At 31.0% G+C, this 18,310-nt stretch carries 14 protein-coding genes; 2 read left to right on the forward strand and 12 right to left on the reverse strand.

From position 1 onward, the window contains the following. Positions 1-40: 40 nt before the first annotated feature. The 11 genes from H2684_RS07270 to H2684_RS07320 form a co-directional block, all read right to left on the reverse strand. A complete protein-coding gene (locus tag H2684_RS07270) occupies positions 41-1,273 on the reverse strand; it encodes a pitrilysin family protein (RefSeq protein ID WP_182088740.1) in 1,233 nt (410 codons plus the stop codon). 2 nt (positions 1,274-1,275) lie between these two features. Next, a complete protein-coding gene (locus H2684_RS07275; protein ID WP_182088741.1) occupies positions 1,276-1,848 on the reverse strand; it encodes a DJ-1 family glyoxalase III in 573 nt (190 codons plus the stop codon). A gap of 140 nt (positions 1,849-1,988) precedes the next feature. Continuing rightward, positions 1,989-3,485 (reverse strand): glycerol kinase GlpK, encoded by a 1,497-nt coding sequence (gene glpK / locus H2684_RS07280; RefSeq protein WP_182088742.1) that lies wholly within the window; start codon positions 3,483-3,485, stop codon positions 1,989-1,991. Between the two features lie 103 nt (positions 3,486-3,588). Next, positions 3,589-4,149 carry a glycerol-3-phosphate responsive antiterminator gene (locus tag H2684_RS07285; RefSeq protein WP_182088743.1) on the reverse strand — a complete coding sequence of 187 codons (561 nt, stop codon included), beginning with the start codon at positions 4,147-4,149 and terminating at the stop codon, positions 3,589-3,591. 101 nt (positions 4,150-4,250) lie between these two features. Next, complete coding sequence (locus tag H2684_RS07290; protein WP_182088744.1) at positions 4,251-4,955, reverse strand: MIP/aquaporin family protein; 705 nt, start codon at positions 4,953-4,955, stop codon at positions 4,251-4,253. A 262-nt stretch (positions 4,956-5,217) separates the two neighbouring features. Beyond that, on the reverse strand, positions 5,218-8,076 hold the full coding sequence (locus tag H2684_RS07295) for a DNA topoisomerase IV subunit A (RefSeq protein WP_182088745.1): 2,859 nt from the start codon (positions 8,074-8,076) through the stop codon (positions 5,218-5,220). 196 nt (positions 8,077-8,272) lie between these two features. Next, on the reverse strand, positions 8,273-10,222 hold the full coding sequence (locus H2684_RS07300) for a DNA topoisomerase IV subunit B (RefSeq protein ID WP_182088746.1): 1,950 nt from the start codon (positions 10,220-10,222) through the stop codon (positions 8,273-8,275). 200 nt (positions 10,223-10,422) lie between these two features. Further along, positions 10,423-10,746, reverse strand: a complete 324-nt coding sequence (locus tag H2684_RS07305; protein WP_182088747.1) for a hypothetical protein — start codon at positions 10,744-10,746, stop codon at positions 10,423-10,425. Positions 10,747-10,764: 18 nt separating this feature from the next. Next, positions 10,765-12,192, reverse strand: coding sequence for a [FeFe] hydrogenase H-cluster radical SAM maturase HydG (gene hydG / locus H2684_RS07310; protein ID WP_182088748.1), 1,428 nt, complete (start codon positions 12,190-12,192; stop codon positions 10,765-10,767). A gap of 608 nt (positions 12,193-12,800) precedes the next feature. Further along, positions 12,801-13,157 carry a cytochrome C biogenesis protein gene (locus H2684_RS07315; RefSeq protein WP_182088749.1) on the reverse strand — a complete coding sequence of 119 codons (357 nt, stop codon included), beginning with the start codon at positions 13,155-13,157 and terminating at the stop codon, positions 12,801-12,803. Between the two features lie 36 nt (positions 13,158-13,193). After that, entirely contained in the window at positions 13,194-14,111 is a 918-nt protein-coding gene (locus H2684_RS07320; protein ID WP_182088750.1) for a LysR family transcriptional regulator, read from the reverse strand. Positions 14,112-14,293: 182 nt separating this feature from the next. Here H2684_RS07320 and H2684_RS07325 point away from each other — a divergent pair, with 182 nt between their 5' ends. Beyond that, entirely contained in the window at positions 14,294-15,604 is a 1,311-nt protein-coding gene (locus H2684_RS07325; protein ID WP_182088751.1) for an NCS2 family permease, read from the forward strand. A 22-nt stretch (positions 15,605-15,626) separates the two neighbouring features. Continuing rightward, positions 15,627-17,345, forward strand: coding sequence for an adenine deaminase C-terminal domain-containing protein (locus H2684_RS07330; RefSeq protein ID WP_182088752.1), 1,719 nt, complete (start codon positions 15,627-15,629; stop codon positions 17,343-17,345). 71 nt (positions 17,346-17,416) lie between these two features. Here the strand turns inward: H2684_RS07330 and H2684_RS07335 are convergent, their stop codons facing one another. Next, positions 17,417-18,286 carry a DUF1002 domain-containing protein gene (locus H2684_RS07335; RefSeq protein ID WP_182088753.1) on the reverse strand — a complete coding sequence of 290 codons (870 nt, stop codon included), beginning with the start codon at positions 18,284-18,286 and terminating at the stop codon, positions 17,417-17,419. Between the last annotated feature and the right edge of the window lie 24 nt (positions 18,287-18,310).

An 18,310-nucleotide genomic window follows, 5' to 3' on the forward strand; every position in this document is an offset into this window, starting at 1 on the left:
TCTCACCTTCTTATCTATCTAGACACTATGAAATATATGATTAACTTTCTACTACTTGTATAGAAGGATTATTCAAAACTTTGCTTATTACATAGCATATATCTTTTCCAGAAATTTTCTCAAGCCCCTGAACTTCTCTATAAAATCTTTTAAAATCCCCATACATAAGCTGATATGTTGTAAGCTCTTTGCAAAGCTGAATGGATCTTTCAATTTTAAGTTCTCTCTTTATTTTTATTCTATTTGCAAGGTTACATATGACTTCTTTTGTAAAATATTCTCTACTATTTTTTATCTCATTTATAACATTATCTATAATATCTATTGATTTTCTAACCTTTTCTATAGATGTTCCCATATTTATTGAAAGAAGTTTTATCCCATTTTCATTTTTTATATGACTTCCTATTTCATAAGCTGCTGCATTTTTAGTTCTAATTTCATGAAAAAGGAAACTGCTAGTTCCCTCTCCAAAAGCACAGTTAAACAGCATAAGCGCTTTAAATTCTTCAAATGTTACATTACTTATGTCAAAAATATACTGAATTTTAGCCGCCTTTGAATTATGTTTTTTCTCATAATAAGTTCCAGAAATATTTTTCTCATAATCAAATTCTATGCTTTCAGTATTTAAATAAAAGCTAGAATTTTCCCAATTTCCAAAATACATTTCAACTAAACTACATATAACTTCAAAATCTAAAGGTGAAGAAAAACTTATTACACAATTGTCTGGATTGTAAAAGCACTTATAAAAACGAATTACCTCTTCTATAGTAATTGATTTTATACTCTCTTCTGATCCTATTATGGGATACTTTATTCTCCTTTTTTTAAATGAATTCATAAATAGAGTATCTTCACAATTTCTATTTGGATCTCCCTTCCATTCTTTCAACTCCTCCAATATTATATCCATTTCACTTTTGAAATCTTTTCTTGGAAACAGAGGACTTAAAAGTATTTCTGAGTACAGTTTAAGTGCTGTTTCTATATTTTTAGTCAAACAACTTCCATAATATATTGTATATGGATAATTAGTCATTGCATTTTCAAAGCCAAATATATTGTCAAATATTTCATTTATTTCTTCTTCACTTCTGTACTTTGTTCCTTTAGATATCATGTGTTCAAGTGCATGGGCTGTTCCTATATTAAAATTTGGGTACTCATTTAGAGCTCCCACATTAAAGCCAATACAGAAGGAAGTTATTCCCCCTTGTCTTGGCTCATGTATTAACTTAATACCATTTTTTAAAGTAGTAAAGTTCATATCTACTTACCATAGTACTCTTTAACAAGATTCATAACCGTAGATTTTTCCACTCTTTTTACAGTACTTTCATCTGTTATATTTTCAAGTATCTTAAATGCAAAGTAAATTGATGTAGCAGCCCCTCTACTTGTTATTATATTTCCATCTTGAACTACAAGATCTTCCTTATAATCAACTTTTCCTAATTCATCTTTAAAGCCAGGATTTGAAGTAACCTTTTTTCCATCAATAATTCCTGCTTTTTTTAAAACTATAGGTGCTGCACATATAGCAGCTACGATTTTTCCCTTTGAATAAAACCTCTTTACTAAATCTATTACATTTTCATTATCTCTTAAATTTGTTGCTCCAGGAATTCCTCCAGGAAGTATTAAAGCTTCATATTTGTCTGGATCTATATTTTTAAGTGTATCATCAGTTTTTATAGTTGTATTTCTTGAACTACTCTTATATACGCTGTCATCTACAGATGCAATTATGCAATTTACATCTCCTCTTCTTAAAATATCCACTGGTGTAAGTGCTTCAATATCTTCAAATCCATTATCTAATAAAACTACTGCACTTTTCAAAATAATACCTCCTCATTTATTAAGAATAATATATTTTATAAATATATATTACACTAATTTTAGATAAATAGTAAACTTCCTTTCAAATTTTTTGCCATATTAAAAGTCCTACAGAAATTCTGCAGGACTTTTATAAAATCTTATTTATTTTTTACCCAACCCATGGATCTCTTAACTGCTTCATGCCATCCGTCTAGAAGCTCAGTTCTCTTGCTTTCATCCATTTTAGGAACAAAATTCTTAGATACTGCCCAGTTCTTAGTTACCTCTTCTCTATCTTTCCAGTATCCTACTGCAATACCTGCAAGATATGCTGCTCCAAGGGCAGTAGTTTCTATTACTTGTGGTCTGTCAACTTGTACATTTAATATGTCAGACTGGAACTGCATGAGGAAATTATTTGCACAAGCTCCACCATCAACTTTAAGTGCTTTAAGTTCTATTTTAGAGTCTTCTTCCATAGCTTTAAGCACATCATATGTCTGATATGCAAGGGATTCAACTGTGGCTCTTACAAAATGTTCCTTTTTAGTACCTCTTGTAATTCCAACCATAATTCCTCTTGCATACTGATCCCAATATGGAGCTCCAAGTCCTACAAATGCAGGTACAAGATATACTCCACAAGTATCTTCTACTGCCTCACAGTATTTTTCAGATTCTGGTGCCGACTTAAGCATTCTAAGTTCATCTCTTAGCCATTGTATAGATGCTCCACCTATAAATATACTTCCTTCAAGTGCATATTCAACTTTTCCATCTATACCTATTGCTATTGTGCTTAGAAGTCCTTTTTTAGACTCTACTATTTTTTCTCCTGTATTCATAAGGAGAAAACAACCTGTGCCATAAGTATTCTTTGCCATTCCAGGCTTAAAACAAGTTTGTCCAAAGAGTGCTGCCTGCTGATCTCCTGCATCTCCTGCTACTGGAATTTTTACACCAAATAAAGATTCTGCTGTTTCTCCATAAACACAACTTGATGGTTTTACTTCAGGAAGCATTGACTCAGGAATGTCAAATAATTCAAGGAGTTCTTTATCCCATTTAAGTTCGTGTATATTGAAAAGCATAGTCCTTGATGCATTTGTATAATCGGTTACATGTACTTTCCCCTTAGTAAGGTTCCAAATAAGCCATGTGTCAACGTTACCAAATATAAGATTACCTCTTTCAGCTTCGCGTCTTGCAGAAGGAACATTATCTAATATCCATTTTATTTTAGTAGCTGAAAAATATGCATCCAGCACAAGTCCTGTCTTGTCCTTTATCATTTTGTCTATTCCCTTTGCCTTAAGCTCATTACAATAATCTGAAGTTCTCCTACACTGCCATACTATTGCATTATATATAGGAAGTCCTGTTCTCTTATCCCAAACAATAGTCGTTTCTCTCTGATTTGTTATTCCAATTGCTTCTATATCTTCTGCGCTTATATTTGCTTTAAGAAGTGCCTCAGTAGCAACACCAAATTGCGTAGCCCATATTTCCATAGGATCATGTTCTACCCAGCCACTTTCTGGATATATTTGTTTGAATTCCTTTTGTGATGTACTTACTGGTAGTCCATTTTTATTAAATAATATACATCTTGAGCTTGTAGTTCCTTGATCTAGTGCCATTATATATTTTGCCATTTTTAATTTCCTCCTATTAATATAACGTTTTCTAATAATGATAAATTTTTAAATAATAACTCGCATCAAAATTTTAATAATTAGTAAGATTAATACATCTATATTACAAGTTCCAAAGACTACTGTCTGTAGTTGATACTGCAATAGCTCCTGCAGATAGTGAATCTATAACATCTTTTTTATTTGTTATAAGACCTCCTGCAATTATAGGTACTTTTATATCTTTTCTAATTACACTTATTATTTTATTTGCCACACCTGGCATTACCTCTACTGCTGTTGGATTTGTTTCATGTATACTTTTTATACCCGTTTTGAGTGAAAGAGAATCTATTGCAAACATTCTCTGTATAGCAAACAAATTCAAATTATTTGCATACTTTATATTTGAAGCTCTAGTGCTTATTATTCCATCTGGTTTTACAGATTCTTTTATAAATCTTATAGCCGCTTGATCCCCCCTAAGTCCTTCTATTAAATCTATATGTGTAAAAACAATTTTTTCACTTTTTTTTAATTTTTTACATATATCGCCTATTTTAAGTATATCACCATATAATGTAAACACTATACTGGCATTACTTTTAATCGATTTTTCAAGATCTTCATCATTTCTTATAGCTGCTATTACTGGGTTTTCTATTAACATTTCTTTGAGTTTCATCACTAATACATACCTCTTTTAAATTGTTTTGTTTAGCCATTTTATAATAACATTATACTTATAGATAATTCAAGGTATAAATTACTTAAAATAAGAATCTCCTAAAATATAGCCACAAATAAAAATGCTCCAGCTATTCCTCCAATTATAGGTCCTACAACTGGTACCCATGAATATCCCCAATCAGAATCACCTTTTCCTGCAATAGGTAAAATTGCATGTGCAATTCTAGGTGCCAAATCTCTCGCTGGATTCATAGCATATCCTGTTGGACCACCAAGAGAAAGACCAAGAGACCAGATTATAAATGTTACAAATAATATTCCAAATCCTGGTGCTGCATTTGTAGTTCCTATTCCAAGAATTGCAAACACAAGAGTTGCTGTTGCAAAAAACTCAGTCAAACAGTTAAGAGGCAAATTTCTTATAGCCGGTGCTGTACAAAATATACCAAGTTTTGCTGCTTTGTCCTCAGTTTCTTCCCAATGTGGCAAGTATGTAAGCCATACAATCGCTGCACCTACTAGTCCACCAAGCATCTGTGCACATATATACCCCAATACTTGTGATGCTGGAAATTTACCTATTGCTGCAAGAGCAATAGTCAGTGCCGGATTAAAATGCGCACCACTTATATCGCCAAATATAAATGCTGGTATACCAACTGCAAAAGCCCAACCTGTAGTTATTACAATCCACCCTGAATTTTGTCCTTTGCTCTTTGCAAGTGTACAGTTTGCACAAACACCATCCCCTAGATAAACCAAAAGCATTGTTCCTACAAACTCCGCTACTAATTTAGACATAATTTTCCTCCCTTATATTTATTAAATATTGCACTCATGGTACAGAACAAGTAATAAAACGATTAAATTTGTAATAATGAACTTAAAATACCGCTTTTAATGCAAAACGTATATACATTTCCATTAAAAGCGGTTCTCCCATTCTCTACCACTTATCATATTTTATTATCACATGTTTTATTATAATATATAACAACAAAACATGCAATAGATTTTTGTTATCGTTTTGATACATTTTTTACCATATAATTCTCTTATCTCATTATTTTATCAATGAAACACTTTTTACTTTATCATCTTCATCAATTATATTTTTTCCCTTTCCACCTCTATTTTGAAGTTTCATATCACTTAATTTCACCTTAACACTTTTTCCTATTTTACAGTTTATTTGAAAATACTTTTCCATATTTTTCTTGAAAATATCTGAATAAACAACCCTATCATCATCTTTTAAGTTAATTCCAATTGTTCCACAGCTTATTTTACCCGTAGAATTAATATTTTTACTTGGAAATCTTATTCCCATTCCATTTTCAGTGAATATAACCACTTCTCCATTTTCCTCATAGAAAAGTTTTACATCAACTAAAATATCATCTTTATTTTTAAATTTATATGCTATTTCTCCAATTTTTCCATTTTCGAATTTAGAAAGTTCAGTTTTCTTAACCATTCCTTTAGCTGTAAAAAAATATATATATCCATAGTTAAAATCATCTACAGAGAATATATTCAATATATCTTTTCTATTTGATATACCAAACAAGTCACTTACATTTATGCCATTTTCAATATTCTGAAGCATCAATGATGGAATTGAAAAAGCTCTACCATATTTAGTAAATATCATTAAAATTGAATTTGAATTTGTAGCTACTCCAAAAGTTCTTTTACTATTTGAAGATGATTTTAATATTCCATTTCTATCTATAGATATATAAAAATCTTCATAATTGTTTTCATCTTGAAATTTCATACTAATGACTCTATCTTTTGGTGGAAGCTCAAACATAGGTGTACTTACTATATTTCTATCCTCTAAATCAACTTTCTTTTCAGTAATTGTAAACTCAAGTCCAAGCTCTGTTAAAACATGGAGAAACTTTTCTTTTCTATCTCTTGGTACAAGCTTTACATCTATTAAATTTTCTCCATTTTTCAATTTAAGTGCCACAAGCTTTGAATAATTTGTTCTGAATTTTTCTACTGGTGTCTTTTTTATTCCTCCTATACTTGTCATAATTAAAAAATTTAATTCATAATCTTCATCTTTTAAATTTAATACAGAAACTATTCTCTCTTTCGACAAATCAAGTCCCTTTATTATACTGTCGAGTTTTTCGCCATTTTCTTTCCATTTACGCTCTGGAATATTAATACCTTTAAGTTTATACATATTCCCTCTGTCAGTAAAAAACATAATAGTATCACTTGTATTTGAATTTATTAAAAATTTATTATAATCTCCTTCTCTGTAGTCTATTTCATCTACATTCTTACTTGAACGATTGTAGTTTTTAAGTGGTATTCTCTTTATAAATCCTTCATTTGACATTGTAATTACTATATTTTCTTCAAATATCAGCTCTTCCATATGTATGTTTGCAACATTATCATCTTCTACAATAGATGTTCTCCTTTGATCTTGATATTTATCTTTTATTTCTTTAAGTTCAGTTTTTATAACTTTAAACTGTTCTTTTTCACTTGAAAGTATCAGTTCCATTTTTTTTATGTATCTTGAAAGTTTTTTGTGTTCTTTTTCAAATCGGACTATTTCAAGACCTGTAAGCCTATATAACATAAGTTCTAATATTGCCTCAGATTGCATTTTGGTAAATTTAAACTCTGACATCAAATTCTCACAAGCATCTTTTTTTGATTTAGATTCCCTTATAGTTTTTATAATATCATCCATAATGCCAATTGCCTTTATAAATCCCTCAACTATATGAAATCTTTCCTTTGAAGCTTTAAGTTCCTTTTTAGTTCTTCTTATAAGTATTTCTTTTTGATACTCTAAAAAATATGTAAGTATCTTTTTCAATGAGAGAGTTACAGGCTTTCCTTCTGCAAGTGCAACCATATTAAATGAAACACTGCATTGAAGATCAGTCTTTTTAAATAGATATTTTAATATCTTTTCAGATTGCTCATAATCTACAGATCTTTTCATCTCAATTACAGCTCTAATTCCTCTTCTATCCGATTCGTCCCTTATGTCATAAATTGATTCAAGAATCTTTGAATGTTTCCTATCTACTGTCATTTCAGAAATAGTCTGTAGCAATTTAGCCTTACTTCTCCTATATGGAAATTCAGTTATTACAATTGCATATTTCCCATTTTCAAGTTTTTCAATTGAAGTTTTTGCTCTCAATGTAACTTTACCTTCACCGGTTTCATATGCATGTTTCATTGATTTTTTACCTATTATAATTCCTCCAGTTGGAAGATCCGGACCCTTTATATAATTCATAAGTCCATCTGTATCCAAGTTAGGATTATCTATTAATGCAATAGATGCATCTACTACCTCTCCTAGATTATGAGGTGGTATATTTGTAGCAAGTCCAACGGCTATTCCAAATGCTCCATTTACAAGTAAATTAGGATATCTTACTGGAAGAACTTCAGGCTCTTTTTCAGAACCAGAATAGTTATCTACCATATTTACTACATCATCCTCTATGTACTTTACCATTTCCATAGCAATTGGAGTAAGCCTTGCTTCTGTATAACGCATAGCTGCTGCATTATCTCCGTCTTGACTTCCCCAGTTTCCATGACCATCTATTAAAGGCATTCTTGTTGTAAAATTCTGTGCAAGTATAACCATTGCATCATAAACAGAAGCATCACCATGAGGATGATATTTTCCAAGAATATCCCCAACTATTCTTGCAGACTTATAGTATGGTCTATCTGGAAAAGCCTTAAGCATATAAGCGCCATATATTATTCTCCTATGTACAGGCTTTAAACCATCTCTAACATCTGGAAGTGCCCTATCTTTTGCAACCTCTACTGCATAGGGAAGATAGTTCTCTGGCATTGCCTCTTCTATTGGAAGTTTTATTATATTATTATCTTTTGGAATTATTATTTTTTTAGTCAAATTAAATCAACCCTTTCGTCTAATCAATGCACAATTCACAGTTCACAATTCACAATTAAGATTGCACAATTCACGGTTCACAATTCACAATTAAGGAGGATTTTTCTTAGGAAAAATCTAAAATTTAGGTTTTCTGAAGCAAAGCTGAAGAAAACCAACAATCATTGTGCATCGTGCATCGTGCATTGTGAATTGTTTAAAACTTTGCATACTTATACATATATTTTTTTCTTGGTGCTACAACATCTCCCATGAGAAGTGAAACCATCTTTTCAGCTTTTGCAGCATCTTCTATAGTTATTTGCTGCAGAGTTCTTGTTTCAGGATTTAACGTAGTTTCCCAAAGCTGTTCTGGATTCATCTCTCCTAATCCTTTATATCTCTGGATAAGAGCACCAGATCCAACTTCTTTCTTAACCTTTAATAGTTGTTCATCACTGTAAGCATACTTTACCACATTTTTTTTCTTTGTATTCTTGTACACCCTATAAAGAGGAGGTAGTGCAATATATAGATGTCCATTTGAAATAAGTTGCCTCATGTATCTATAAATATAAGTCATCCACAGAGTTCTAATATGATAACCATCAACATCTGCATCACTCATTATTATTATTTTACCGTATTTTAAATCTTCTTCCCTGTAATTTTCAAGAATTCCAGTTCCTATTGCCGTATTAAATATCTTAAGTTCTTCACTGCCCAATACATTTTCAAGATTTTGCTTTTCCGTATTCATAATTTTACCTTTAGATGGCATTATAGTCTGAAATCTTCTGTCCCTTGCTTGTTTTGCAGATCCACCTGCAGAATCACCTTCCACTACTATAAATTCACAGTTTGAATAATCTTTCAATGTACATACAGCAATTTTTCCTGCTAGTGGTGCAGCTCCCTTACCTACTTTTTTCTTTTCAGCTTCATTTATCTTTTTTATCTTCTGCCTTCTTGCTGCAGATTGTAGTGCATTATTTATTATTAAAGTTGCTATATCCTTGTGATCTTCTATCCATTCACAAAGTTTTGTATAACAGAGTTCATTCATCATTGTATATGCTTCTGTATTTCCAAGCTTTGTCTTTGTCTGTCCCTCAAATATTGGATTGCTTATTTTTATCTTGACTATTGCAGTCATTCCTTCCCGCAAATCATCTCCTTCAAATTCTCCATCCTTAAAAAGCTTGAACTTTCTACCACAATCCTTAAAAGCCCTTGTCATTCCTGTTTTAAAGCCACTTTCATGGGTTCCTGCCTCTGTAGTTGGAATATTGTTCACATAACTTGCTATATGATAAGTAGTTGAATCCGTAAATTGTATGCAAACTTCTCCTTGCATATTTATATCTCCTATTTTTCTTGAACCTTCAAATAATATTGGTTCTTTGTGAAGAATCGTCTTACTCTCATTTAGGTATTCTATAAAATCTAAAAGGCCTCTATTTGAATGATATTCTCTTTCAATAATCTCTTCTCCTCTATAGTCCATTAGCTTTAAAGTTATTCCCTTGTTTTGAAAAGCAATTTCTCTTAATCTTTCATCTATTACATCAAATTTAAAATTTACTGTTGAAAATACTGAATCATCAGGCATAAATGTTACCTTAGTACCTGTAGATTTTGTATCACCAACAACTTCAAGAGAAGTTACAGGTGTACCTGGCATATCTTTTTTAGATGATTTATCATAAGTATATTCAAAACGCTGCTTATATATATGTCCATTTTGTTTAACTTCAACTTCCATCCACTTAGAAAGTGCATTCACAACCGCTGCTCCTACTCCATGAAGTCCTCCAGAAGTTTTATAAACATTGTTGTTAAACTTTCCTCCAGTGTGCAGTTCAGTAAATACCATTTCAACTCCTGTCTTTTTCTTTACAGGATGTATTCCAGTAGGAATTCCTCTTCCATTGTCCTCTACTGTAACACTGCCATCTTTATTTAAAATAACAGCGGCATAATTTCCATATCCATTTGAAATTTCATCTATAGAATTATCTAGTATTTCCCATATACAATGGTGAAGTCCTCTAATTCCTGTAGAACCTATGTACATTCCAGGCCTTACTCTTATAGGCTCAAGCTTTTCAAGAGAAGTTAGAGAATTTACATCATAAACTTCACTATTTGTATTTATATGTTTCATTCTTATACCTCCAGATAATATTTTCCTAATTATTTATATTATGAAAAAAACCTTCTAAACATATAGAAGGCATAGTTACTTAAAACACAATCTTCTAAATTATTATATATATAGGTAAAAGATTATGCAAATTTATTTTCATAAAAAAATAACCTGCACAAACAAATTTGTTTATTACAGGTTATAAATCAAAAGTCTATTTATTTTTTTGAAATTTCTACTGCTATTTTAAAAATAGAAATCAAAATATCTATTTCCCATTTAGGCACTTCTTCAAAGCCTTGCAAAAATACTACATACCTTCCATCTAGTTCTATTTTTTTCTGAGAAGTAAATCTATCTTTTCCTGCTCCAGTTATATATGAAATTCTTTTAGTGAATCTCTCACAAACAATCACTTGATTGTCATTATAAAATTCTGATGTGTTTTTACAAATAGTATAAAATAGATCCTTAATATCCTTATCCTTTAATATTTCCTTCAAATTTTCTTTTATAAGTTGATGAAATTTAACTTTACTCATAAATATACATACCTCTATTTAAATATACACATCTCTTTTTCCATCTTCAATTAATTTAAGTCTTTCTCTTATCATTTTCTGCTTTTTACTGTCAAATTTCTTTATTGTATTCTCTATAGCTCCCTTTGCTGCTTCCTTTGTTTCAGGAGATGCATAATCTATAAGATATTCTTTAAATGTAAATAGAGCATTTGGAACACAATAATTGTGAACAAGCCCCTTCTTTGCTATACTCATAAAATGCTCACCTGTTCTACCACATCTATATCCAGCTGTGCAGAAAGATGGAATATACCCTTTTTTACATACATCTCTTACTGCTTCATCAAGACTTCTCATATCACCTAGTTGAAATTGTTCTTTCTCTGGTATAAGTCCACTTTCATATTCTGCATATCCACCAATTCCAATTCTAGAACCTGCATCTACTTGAGATATACCAACAGGTAAAACTTCTTTTCTAACTTCAGCACTTTCACGGGCAGTTAATATCATTCCAGTGTATGGAACTGAAAGTCTTAAAACTGCAACAAGTTTCTTAAAATCAGCATCTGAAACTTTATACTTTGGATTCAATGTAAAAGGAACATCCAATGCATTTTCTATTCTTGGAAATGATATTGTATGAGGTCCTATTCCTCCAAAGGTATTTTCAAGATGGATAGTATGATATAAAAGTCCCATAACTTCAAACTTCCAATCATAGAGTCCAAAAAGTGCACCTATTCCTAAGTCATCAATTCCTCCTTCCATAGCTCTGTCTAAACCGTAAAGTCTCCAAGCGTAATTTGACTTCATATCCCCATGTGGATGCAACTTTTTATATGTTTCATGATGATATGTTTCTTGGAATATCTGAAATGTTCCGATTCCTGCTTCATGAAGTTTTTTATATCCTTCAACATCCATTGGAGCTGCATTTATATTTACTCTTCTTATTTCTCCTCTTCCAACTTTAGTTTCATAAACCTTTTTTATTGTATCTACAATAAAGTCAGCATCATACATAGGATGCTCACCATATACAAGTATTAATCTCTTATGTCCTGCCTTTTCAAGTATTTCAACTTCCTTTTGAAGCTCGTCCATAGTTAATGTTTTTCTTTCTATCGACTTATTTTCTCTTCTAAATCCACAGTAAACGCAATTATTTATACATTTGTTGCCAATATATAGTGGAGCAAAAAAGACTATCCTATTTCCATAAATTTCATCTTTTATTTTTGCAGCAAGAGAATACATCTCTTCTAGCAACTCTTCATCTTCTATTTGAAGTAGTTTCGCAGTTTCTTCTGGTTCAAGTCTAACTTTGGATTTAGCCTTGTCAAAAATTGCTCTTATTTCACTCTTTTCTGGATTCTTTGCAGCATTGAGTTGTTCCCATATCTTATCATCATCAATAAAATCTTTAAAATTAGGGTCCAAATACTTCTTATCTACTTTCATAATTCCCTCCTGATAATAAAAATAAACTTTCTACACAATGCTGAAAGTTTAACTAAATAACGTAAAAATACTTAAAATCACAACAATAATTGCTAAATACATAACAATTTAGCAGCTTACTATTTATACATATAAAAGTACTTTTACATCATAAATGTATTCTATCAGCATTTTGCTCAGAAAATCTTTGCAATTTGATGTAGATTTTGGTTATATCTCTAAGAACAGAAAATCTATACTTAAAGACTACTTATATTGTATACTTATAAAATAATCATTGTCAATAAAAGCTTCAATTTTTTTGATAAAAACTTCACATAAGTCAGTTCACAATTCACAGTGCACAATTCTCAATGATTGTTGCTTTTCTTCAGTTTCACTTCAGAAAACCTATATTTTAGATTTTCTGTTAGAAAATCATCCTTCATTGTGATTTGTGAATTGTGCATTCTTAATTGTCACTGTCATCCTTCTAATTCAGTTCACAATTCACAGTTCTCAATGCACAATGAATGTTTGTTTTCTTCAGTTTCACTTCAGAAAACCTATATTTTAGATTTTTCCCATAGAAAAATCATCCTTCATTGTGATTTGTGAATTCTCAATTCTTAATTCTCACTGTCATCCTCCATTGTGATTTGTGAATTGTGCATTGGAATAATGTTTATAACTGGCTCTTCATATGGGTGAACTTCCTTTATTGTTGTAACTGCTTTATCTACAATTTTACTTTTGCAGCAAAATTCAACTTTACACTCTTCTACCATGCTTACTTTTCCTATTTCCCCTTTAAAAGGATTTGCTCCTTTAAGTGGTCTAAAATATCCTGTAACTTTTGATACAGAGATACAATTGTCATAATTTCCACCTATAGTCAAAGCTCCAACTTCATTTAAACTCTCTCTAAGTTTTGTAACATATTCTTCTGGTATAAAAGTTTCAACTTTATAAGTTTCGAATTTCAAATTTAATTTCCTCCCTTTTTAAATTTTAATATATATCTATATTTTATCAAAATATTTCTTTAATATCTGAATGTAATCCAATGTATATTTAGTTAAATATGCCCCTTTTCTATAAGCTACAACAATTGGATTTACAATTCTTGGATTTCCAATAGAAAAACATACTGGATCATTTTCAAATTTAATATGTTTTAAATAGCTTTCTGAGATAAAACAAACTCCAAATCCCTGTGCAGCCATCTGAGCCTGCAGTTCCACATTTCTTGTCCTAAAAGCTACTTTAGGAACTATACCCAATCTTTCAAACAATTCTACAGAAATTTTTCCTGTATGAAGATCCGAATCAAGAAGTATAAACTCATCATTCTTAAAAAGTTTTAAATCAATCCATGGGTATTTTGACTTTTCTACCTTAGTACCTTTTTTTGCAAGTGGATGATTCCTACTTACTAAAAGCAAAGTTTCATCTTCACCAAGGATCTCATATTCAAGACTTAAATGCTTCCCGGGTTTGTTAAAAATTGCAATATCTATTTTTTCATTATTTAAAAGTTTTCCTTCAACATCATAGGCCTCCTCAAGAATATTCACATGAATATTTTTATGTATCTTCTTAAATTCCGGAAGTGTATATGGTATTATGCAATAACTTCTAAAAAGAGGAAATGCAATTGTAAGCTCTCCATTTTCAAGGGAAAGAAGTTTTTTAAGTTCTTCATCCCACTTTTCATTTATATTCATTATGATGTTTGCATATTCAATATAACGCTCTCCTATGTAAGTTGGAGTAAATTGGTTATCTATATGATGGAATATCTTTGTTCCCATTCTATCTTCAATCTTTTTTAAAAATTTACTTAAAGTAGATTGAGAAACATAGAGCTCTCTTGCAGCTTTTGTAACACTTTTATATTTTGCAATACAAAGTACATATTTTAGTTCTTTAAAATCCATAATAAATCCCCCATATATATTATAGCTAAAATTCATGACACATATGAATTTTATATATTTGACTTATCCGTGCTATCTTAATAAAATTTATTGTAACACAACATTCGAATGTTTTTGTAAAAAAATCAAAAAAAGTTTGGTATGGTAAATAAAATATATTGAGAAAGGTAGAGAATGTTTATATGAAAGATTTATTAGAAAGAAAATTTAAACTTTCAAAATACAATACAAAAATAAGAATAGAACTAATAGCCGGTCTTACCACATTTTTCACAATGGCCTATGTACTTGCAGTAGTTCCAAACACTCTTGGAGCAGCGGGTTTCAACAGGAGCAACACACTTACAGCAGAAATACTTTTGATTATACTTACTACTGTATGGATGGCACTTTACACGAACAGACCATTTGCACTTGCTCCTGGTCTTGGAAGTATAGCTATAGTTGCTGCAATGGTAGGCAATGAGGGAATTCCAGCAGATATCGCAGCTGGTATAATTTTTATAGGTGGTCTCTTGTTTGTAATTATTTCCTTTGCAGGGGTAAGGGAAAGCATTGTTAAAATGATACCTATAAGTTTAAAATACTCTATTACTGCAAGTATAGGAATATTTATCGCACTTATTGGAGCAAAAAGCTGTGGACTTATAACTGCAAATGCTGCAAAAAAGAGTCTTTCTTTTGGAGATCTAACTTCTCCTGCAGTTATACTTGCAGTCATAGGTTTTGTACTTATGCTTATTTTCAAAGCAAGAAATGTTACAGCTGGAATGATTATAGTTATTATGATAACAACATTAATAGGAATACCTATGGGCGTTACCAAAATTCCATCAACCTTTGTAATGCTTCCAAAAGGATTAGGAGAAAATTTCTTTAACATAGATATTCTTGGTGCATTTAAACTAAAGTATATTCCATTTGTATTTGCCCTTTTCATACCTGACTTTTTTTCAACTCTAGGTACTGTTCTTGGAGTAGGTGCTCAAGCAGGATATCTTGACGAAGATGGAAATCTTCCTGGAATAGATAAATGCTTTTATGTAGATTCCATATCTGCTTGTATAGGATCATTTTTTGTAATGCCAACTATGGTAACTTATTTTGAATCTTCAGCAGGTGTAGAAGCTGGAGGTAAAACTGGACTCACTGTAATTTTTACTAGCATATTCTTTGCCACAATGCTTTTTTTCACACCTATTGCTCTTATGATTCCATCTTCTGCAACAGCACCAGTGTTAATTTTCATGGGAGTAAACATGCTTAGTAAATTAAGATATGTAAATTATAATGATATAACAGAATATATTCCAGCACTTTTATGTGTAGTTTTCACTATATTTGCAAACAACATAGCAAACGGAATATGCGTAGCACTTCCTGCATATATTATCTTAAAAATTTCATCTGGAAAGACAAAAGAAATAAGCAAACCTATGTACATAATAGCAATTATATGTATATTGTATTTCTATTCTATTTTGAAATTATAGTAACTTAAAGAAAGGAGAATATATGGATAAAGTTAATCTCACAATTAAAAATGTAAATATCTTTAACAGCTATTTCAAGAAATTTATAAATGCAAATGTTCATATATTAGATGGACGTATATACTATATAGATACAAAAAAAACTGATAAATTTAAAAGTATAAAAACAATAGATGGCACTGGGAAATACATGATTCCAGGACTTGTAGACATTCATATGCATATTGAAAGTTCAATGATGGCACCAGAACCATTTTGTGCACAAATGGCTTCCTGTGGAGTTACTACAATTGTATCTGAACCCCATGAAATGGCAAACGCAGCAGGTGTGGACGGAATATTACATATGATAGAAGCTGGTAAGAAATCTCTTATAGATGTTTATTATGGAATACCAAGTAGTGTTCCTTCTACCAATGCAAATATTGAAACAACAGGTGGAGAAATAAACTTCAATGACATGAAAAACCTTTTATCTTCCAAAAATGTAATTTGTGTTGGTGAGGTAATGAATTCAAGAAAAATTATAGAGAAAAATGATCTTGAAATAACAAAACTTTTAAAATACTTGAGAAAAAATATGCCAAACTATGTAATAGAAGGTCACTGCCCTTCACTTACTGATTTAGACCTTGCAAAATACCTTTACCTTGGAATTAACAGTGACCATACTGAACACAGCCTTGAGGAGATCCGTCAGAGGTTTTTAAATGGAATGTTTGTGGAGATACAGGGAAAAATGCTTAAAAAGAATATAATAGAATATATAATAAATAATGATCTCTATGAGCACTGCTGTTTTGTAACAGATGATACAATGGCAGACAAGCTCTATGAGTGTGGTCATTTAAATGTAATTTTAAAAAAGGCTGTTTCCCTTGGTTTCAGCATTGAAAATGCAATATACTGTAGCACCTTCACAGCTTCAAGAAGAATGAATTTAAGGGATAGAGGATCTCTTGCACCTGGAAAACTAGCAGATTTCATACTTTTAGACAATATATACGATTTCCACATAGTTTCAACATACAAAAGAGGAATTGAAGTTTATAACATAGAAAATAAAACCCAATGGAAAAATTCAAGCTATTCCTTTCCAGAAAACTATTATAACAGCATCTGCATAAAAAATATAAATAAATCTGACTTTTCAATTCCTGTAAAAGAGAATGTAACTTCAGTTACAGTTCGTACTATAGAAGTTGTAGAAAACTCAACTCAGACAAAAATAAAAGAAATCCAGCTTCCTGTAGAAAACCATCAGTTAAAATGGCAGGGCAGTGGGTGCATGCTGGCCATGGTAATTGAAAGATACGGGAAAAATGGAAATGTAGGCATTGGACTTGTAACCGGATCATGTATAAAACGTGGTGCCGCTGCAACTACCCATTGTCACGATCACCACAATCTAATGGTAATTGGTGAAAATATAGATGATATGATGCTTGCAATAAATCGCATAAAAGAACTACAAGGTGGTATTGTAACTGCATGCAATGGTAAAATTCTAAGCCAGCTTCAACTTAATATATGTGGAATTATATCAGGAGACTCTGCAGACAAAATAGGTACTTCTTTAAAAGAAGTAAGAAATAGCCTTGAAAGTCTTGGATACAGGCACAACAATCCAATATCATCCTTATGTACTCTTTCTCTTCCAGTAAGTCCGGCTCTAAAATTAACGGATTTTGGTTTAGTTGATGTTAAAAATGGTTCTATTGTACCATTATATAAAATTTAATATGTTTTACTGTAATATAAAATGAAGCCTTAAAATATAGGCTTCATTTTATATTAAAAACAACTTTTCAATTAAAACAAACTTGAAAAAAAGTTTTTAATTGCATTTATGATAGTAGCAAAAAATCCTTGTGTTTCAGGGCTTGCTAGCGTATCTTTTAAAGTATTTGCAACGTCATTTAACTGTCCTTTTATATCTGAAAAATTTAAGTTCAGACCATTTATTTTATTCATAAGGGAAACTATTTTATCAATATCTTCCTGGCTCAAATTTATGTTATAGTTATTAATAACATTTTCAACTATGTTTTTTACTTCTTCTTCAGTTTTAGGATTTTCTTTTACAACTTGAGTTTTTATATCATTTATAAGCCCTGCTGCCTTATCTTTTCCTATTTCTTCTCCAAGCTTTCCTGTAGTTACAAGCTCATCATTTGCAACCTTTTTCTTATTTTCGTCTATTTTACTTCCTGCACTACTATTTTCATAGCCTTTTAATATTCCAGTAAGTGCTGCAGTACCAGAAACTTGAAATGGTGCAGCTGCTTTTACATTTGCATTTTTTATTCCTGCTGTAATAAGTGCATTTTTTATCATACTACTACTTACCCAAGATATGTTCTTAGTTGTTACATTAATTCCTCCGCTTGTAGTAGGTTCTATATAGGCGCAAGATATGGACTTAGTTCCTATTTCATCACTAGTTGCAACATCACTTAAATATTTTTTTTCCTCATCAATATGAACTTCTAGAATATCTGCATCTTCTTTTGTAACTTCAAAATATTCTAGCATGTCCTCTTTTTGCTCAGATGTAAGATCTCCTCCTAAAGTAACTACTTTATAAGAATCCGCATAGACCCTACTTCCTGATATTGATAGAACTGAAGCAAATGCCATAAACAGAATAATAATTCTACTTACAATACTCCTAAATTTCATATTACACCTCTCCTTTTACATTAT

This window comes from Clostridium sp. cel8 (assembly GCF_014050525.1).
Classification (GTDB): Bacteria; Bacillota; Clostridia; order Clostridiales; family Clostridiaceae; genus Clostridium_B.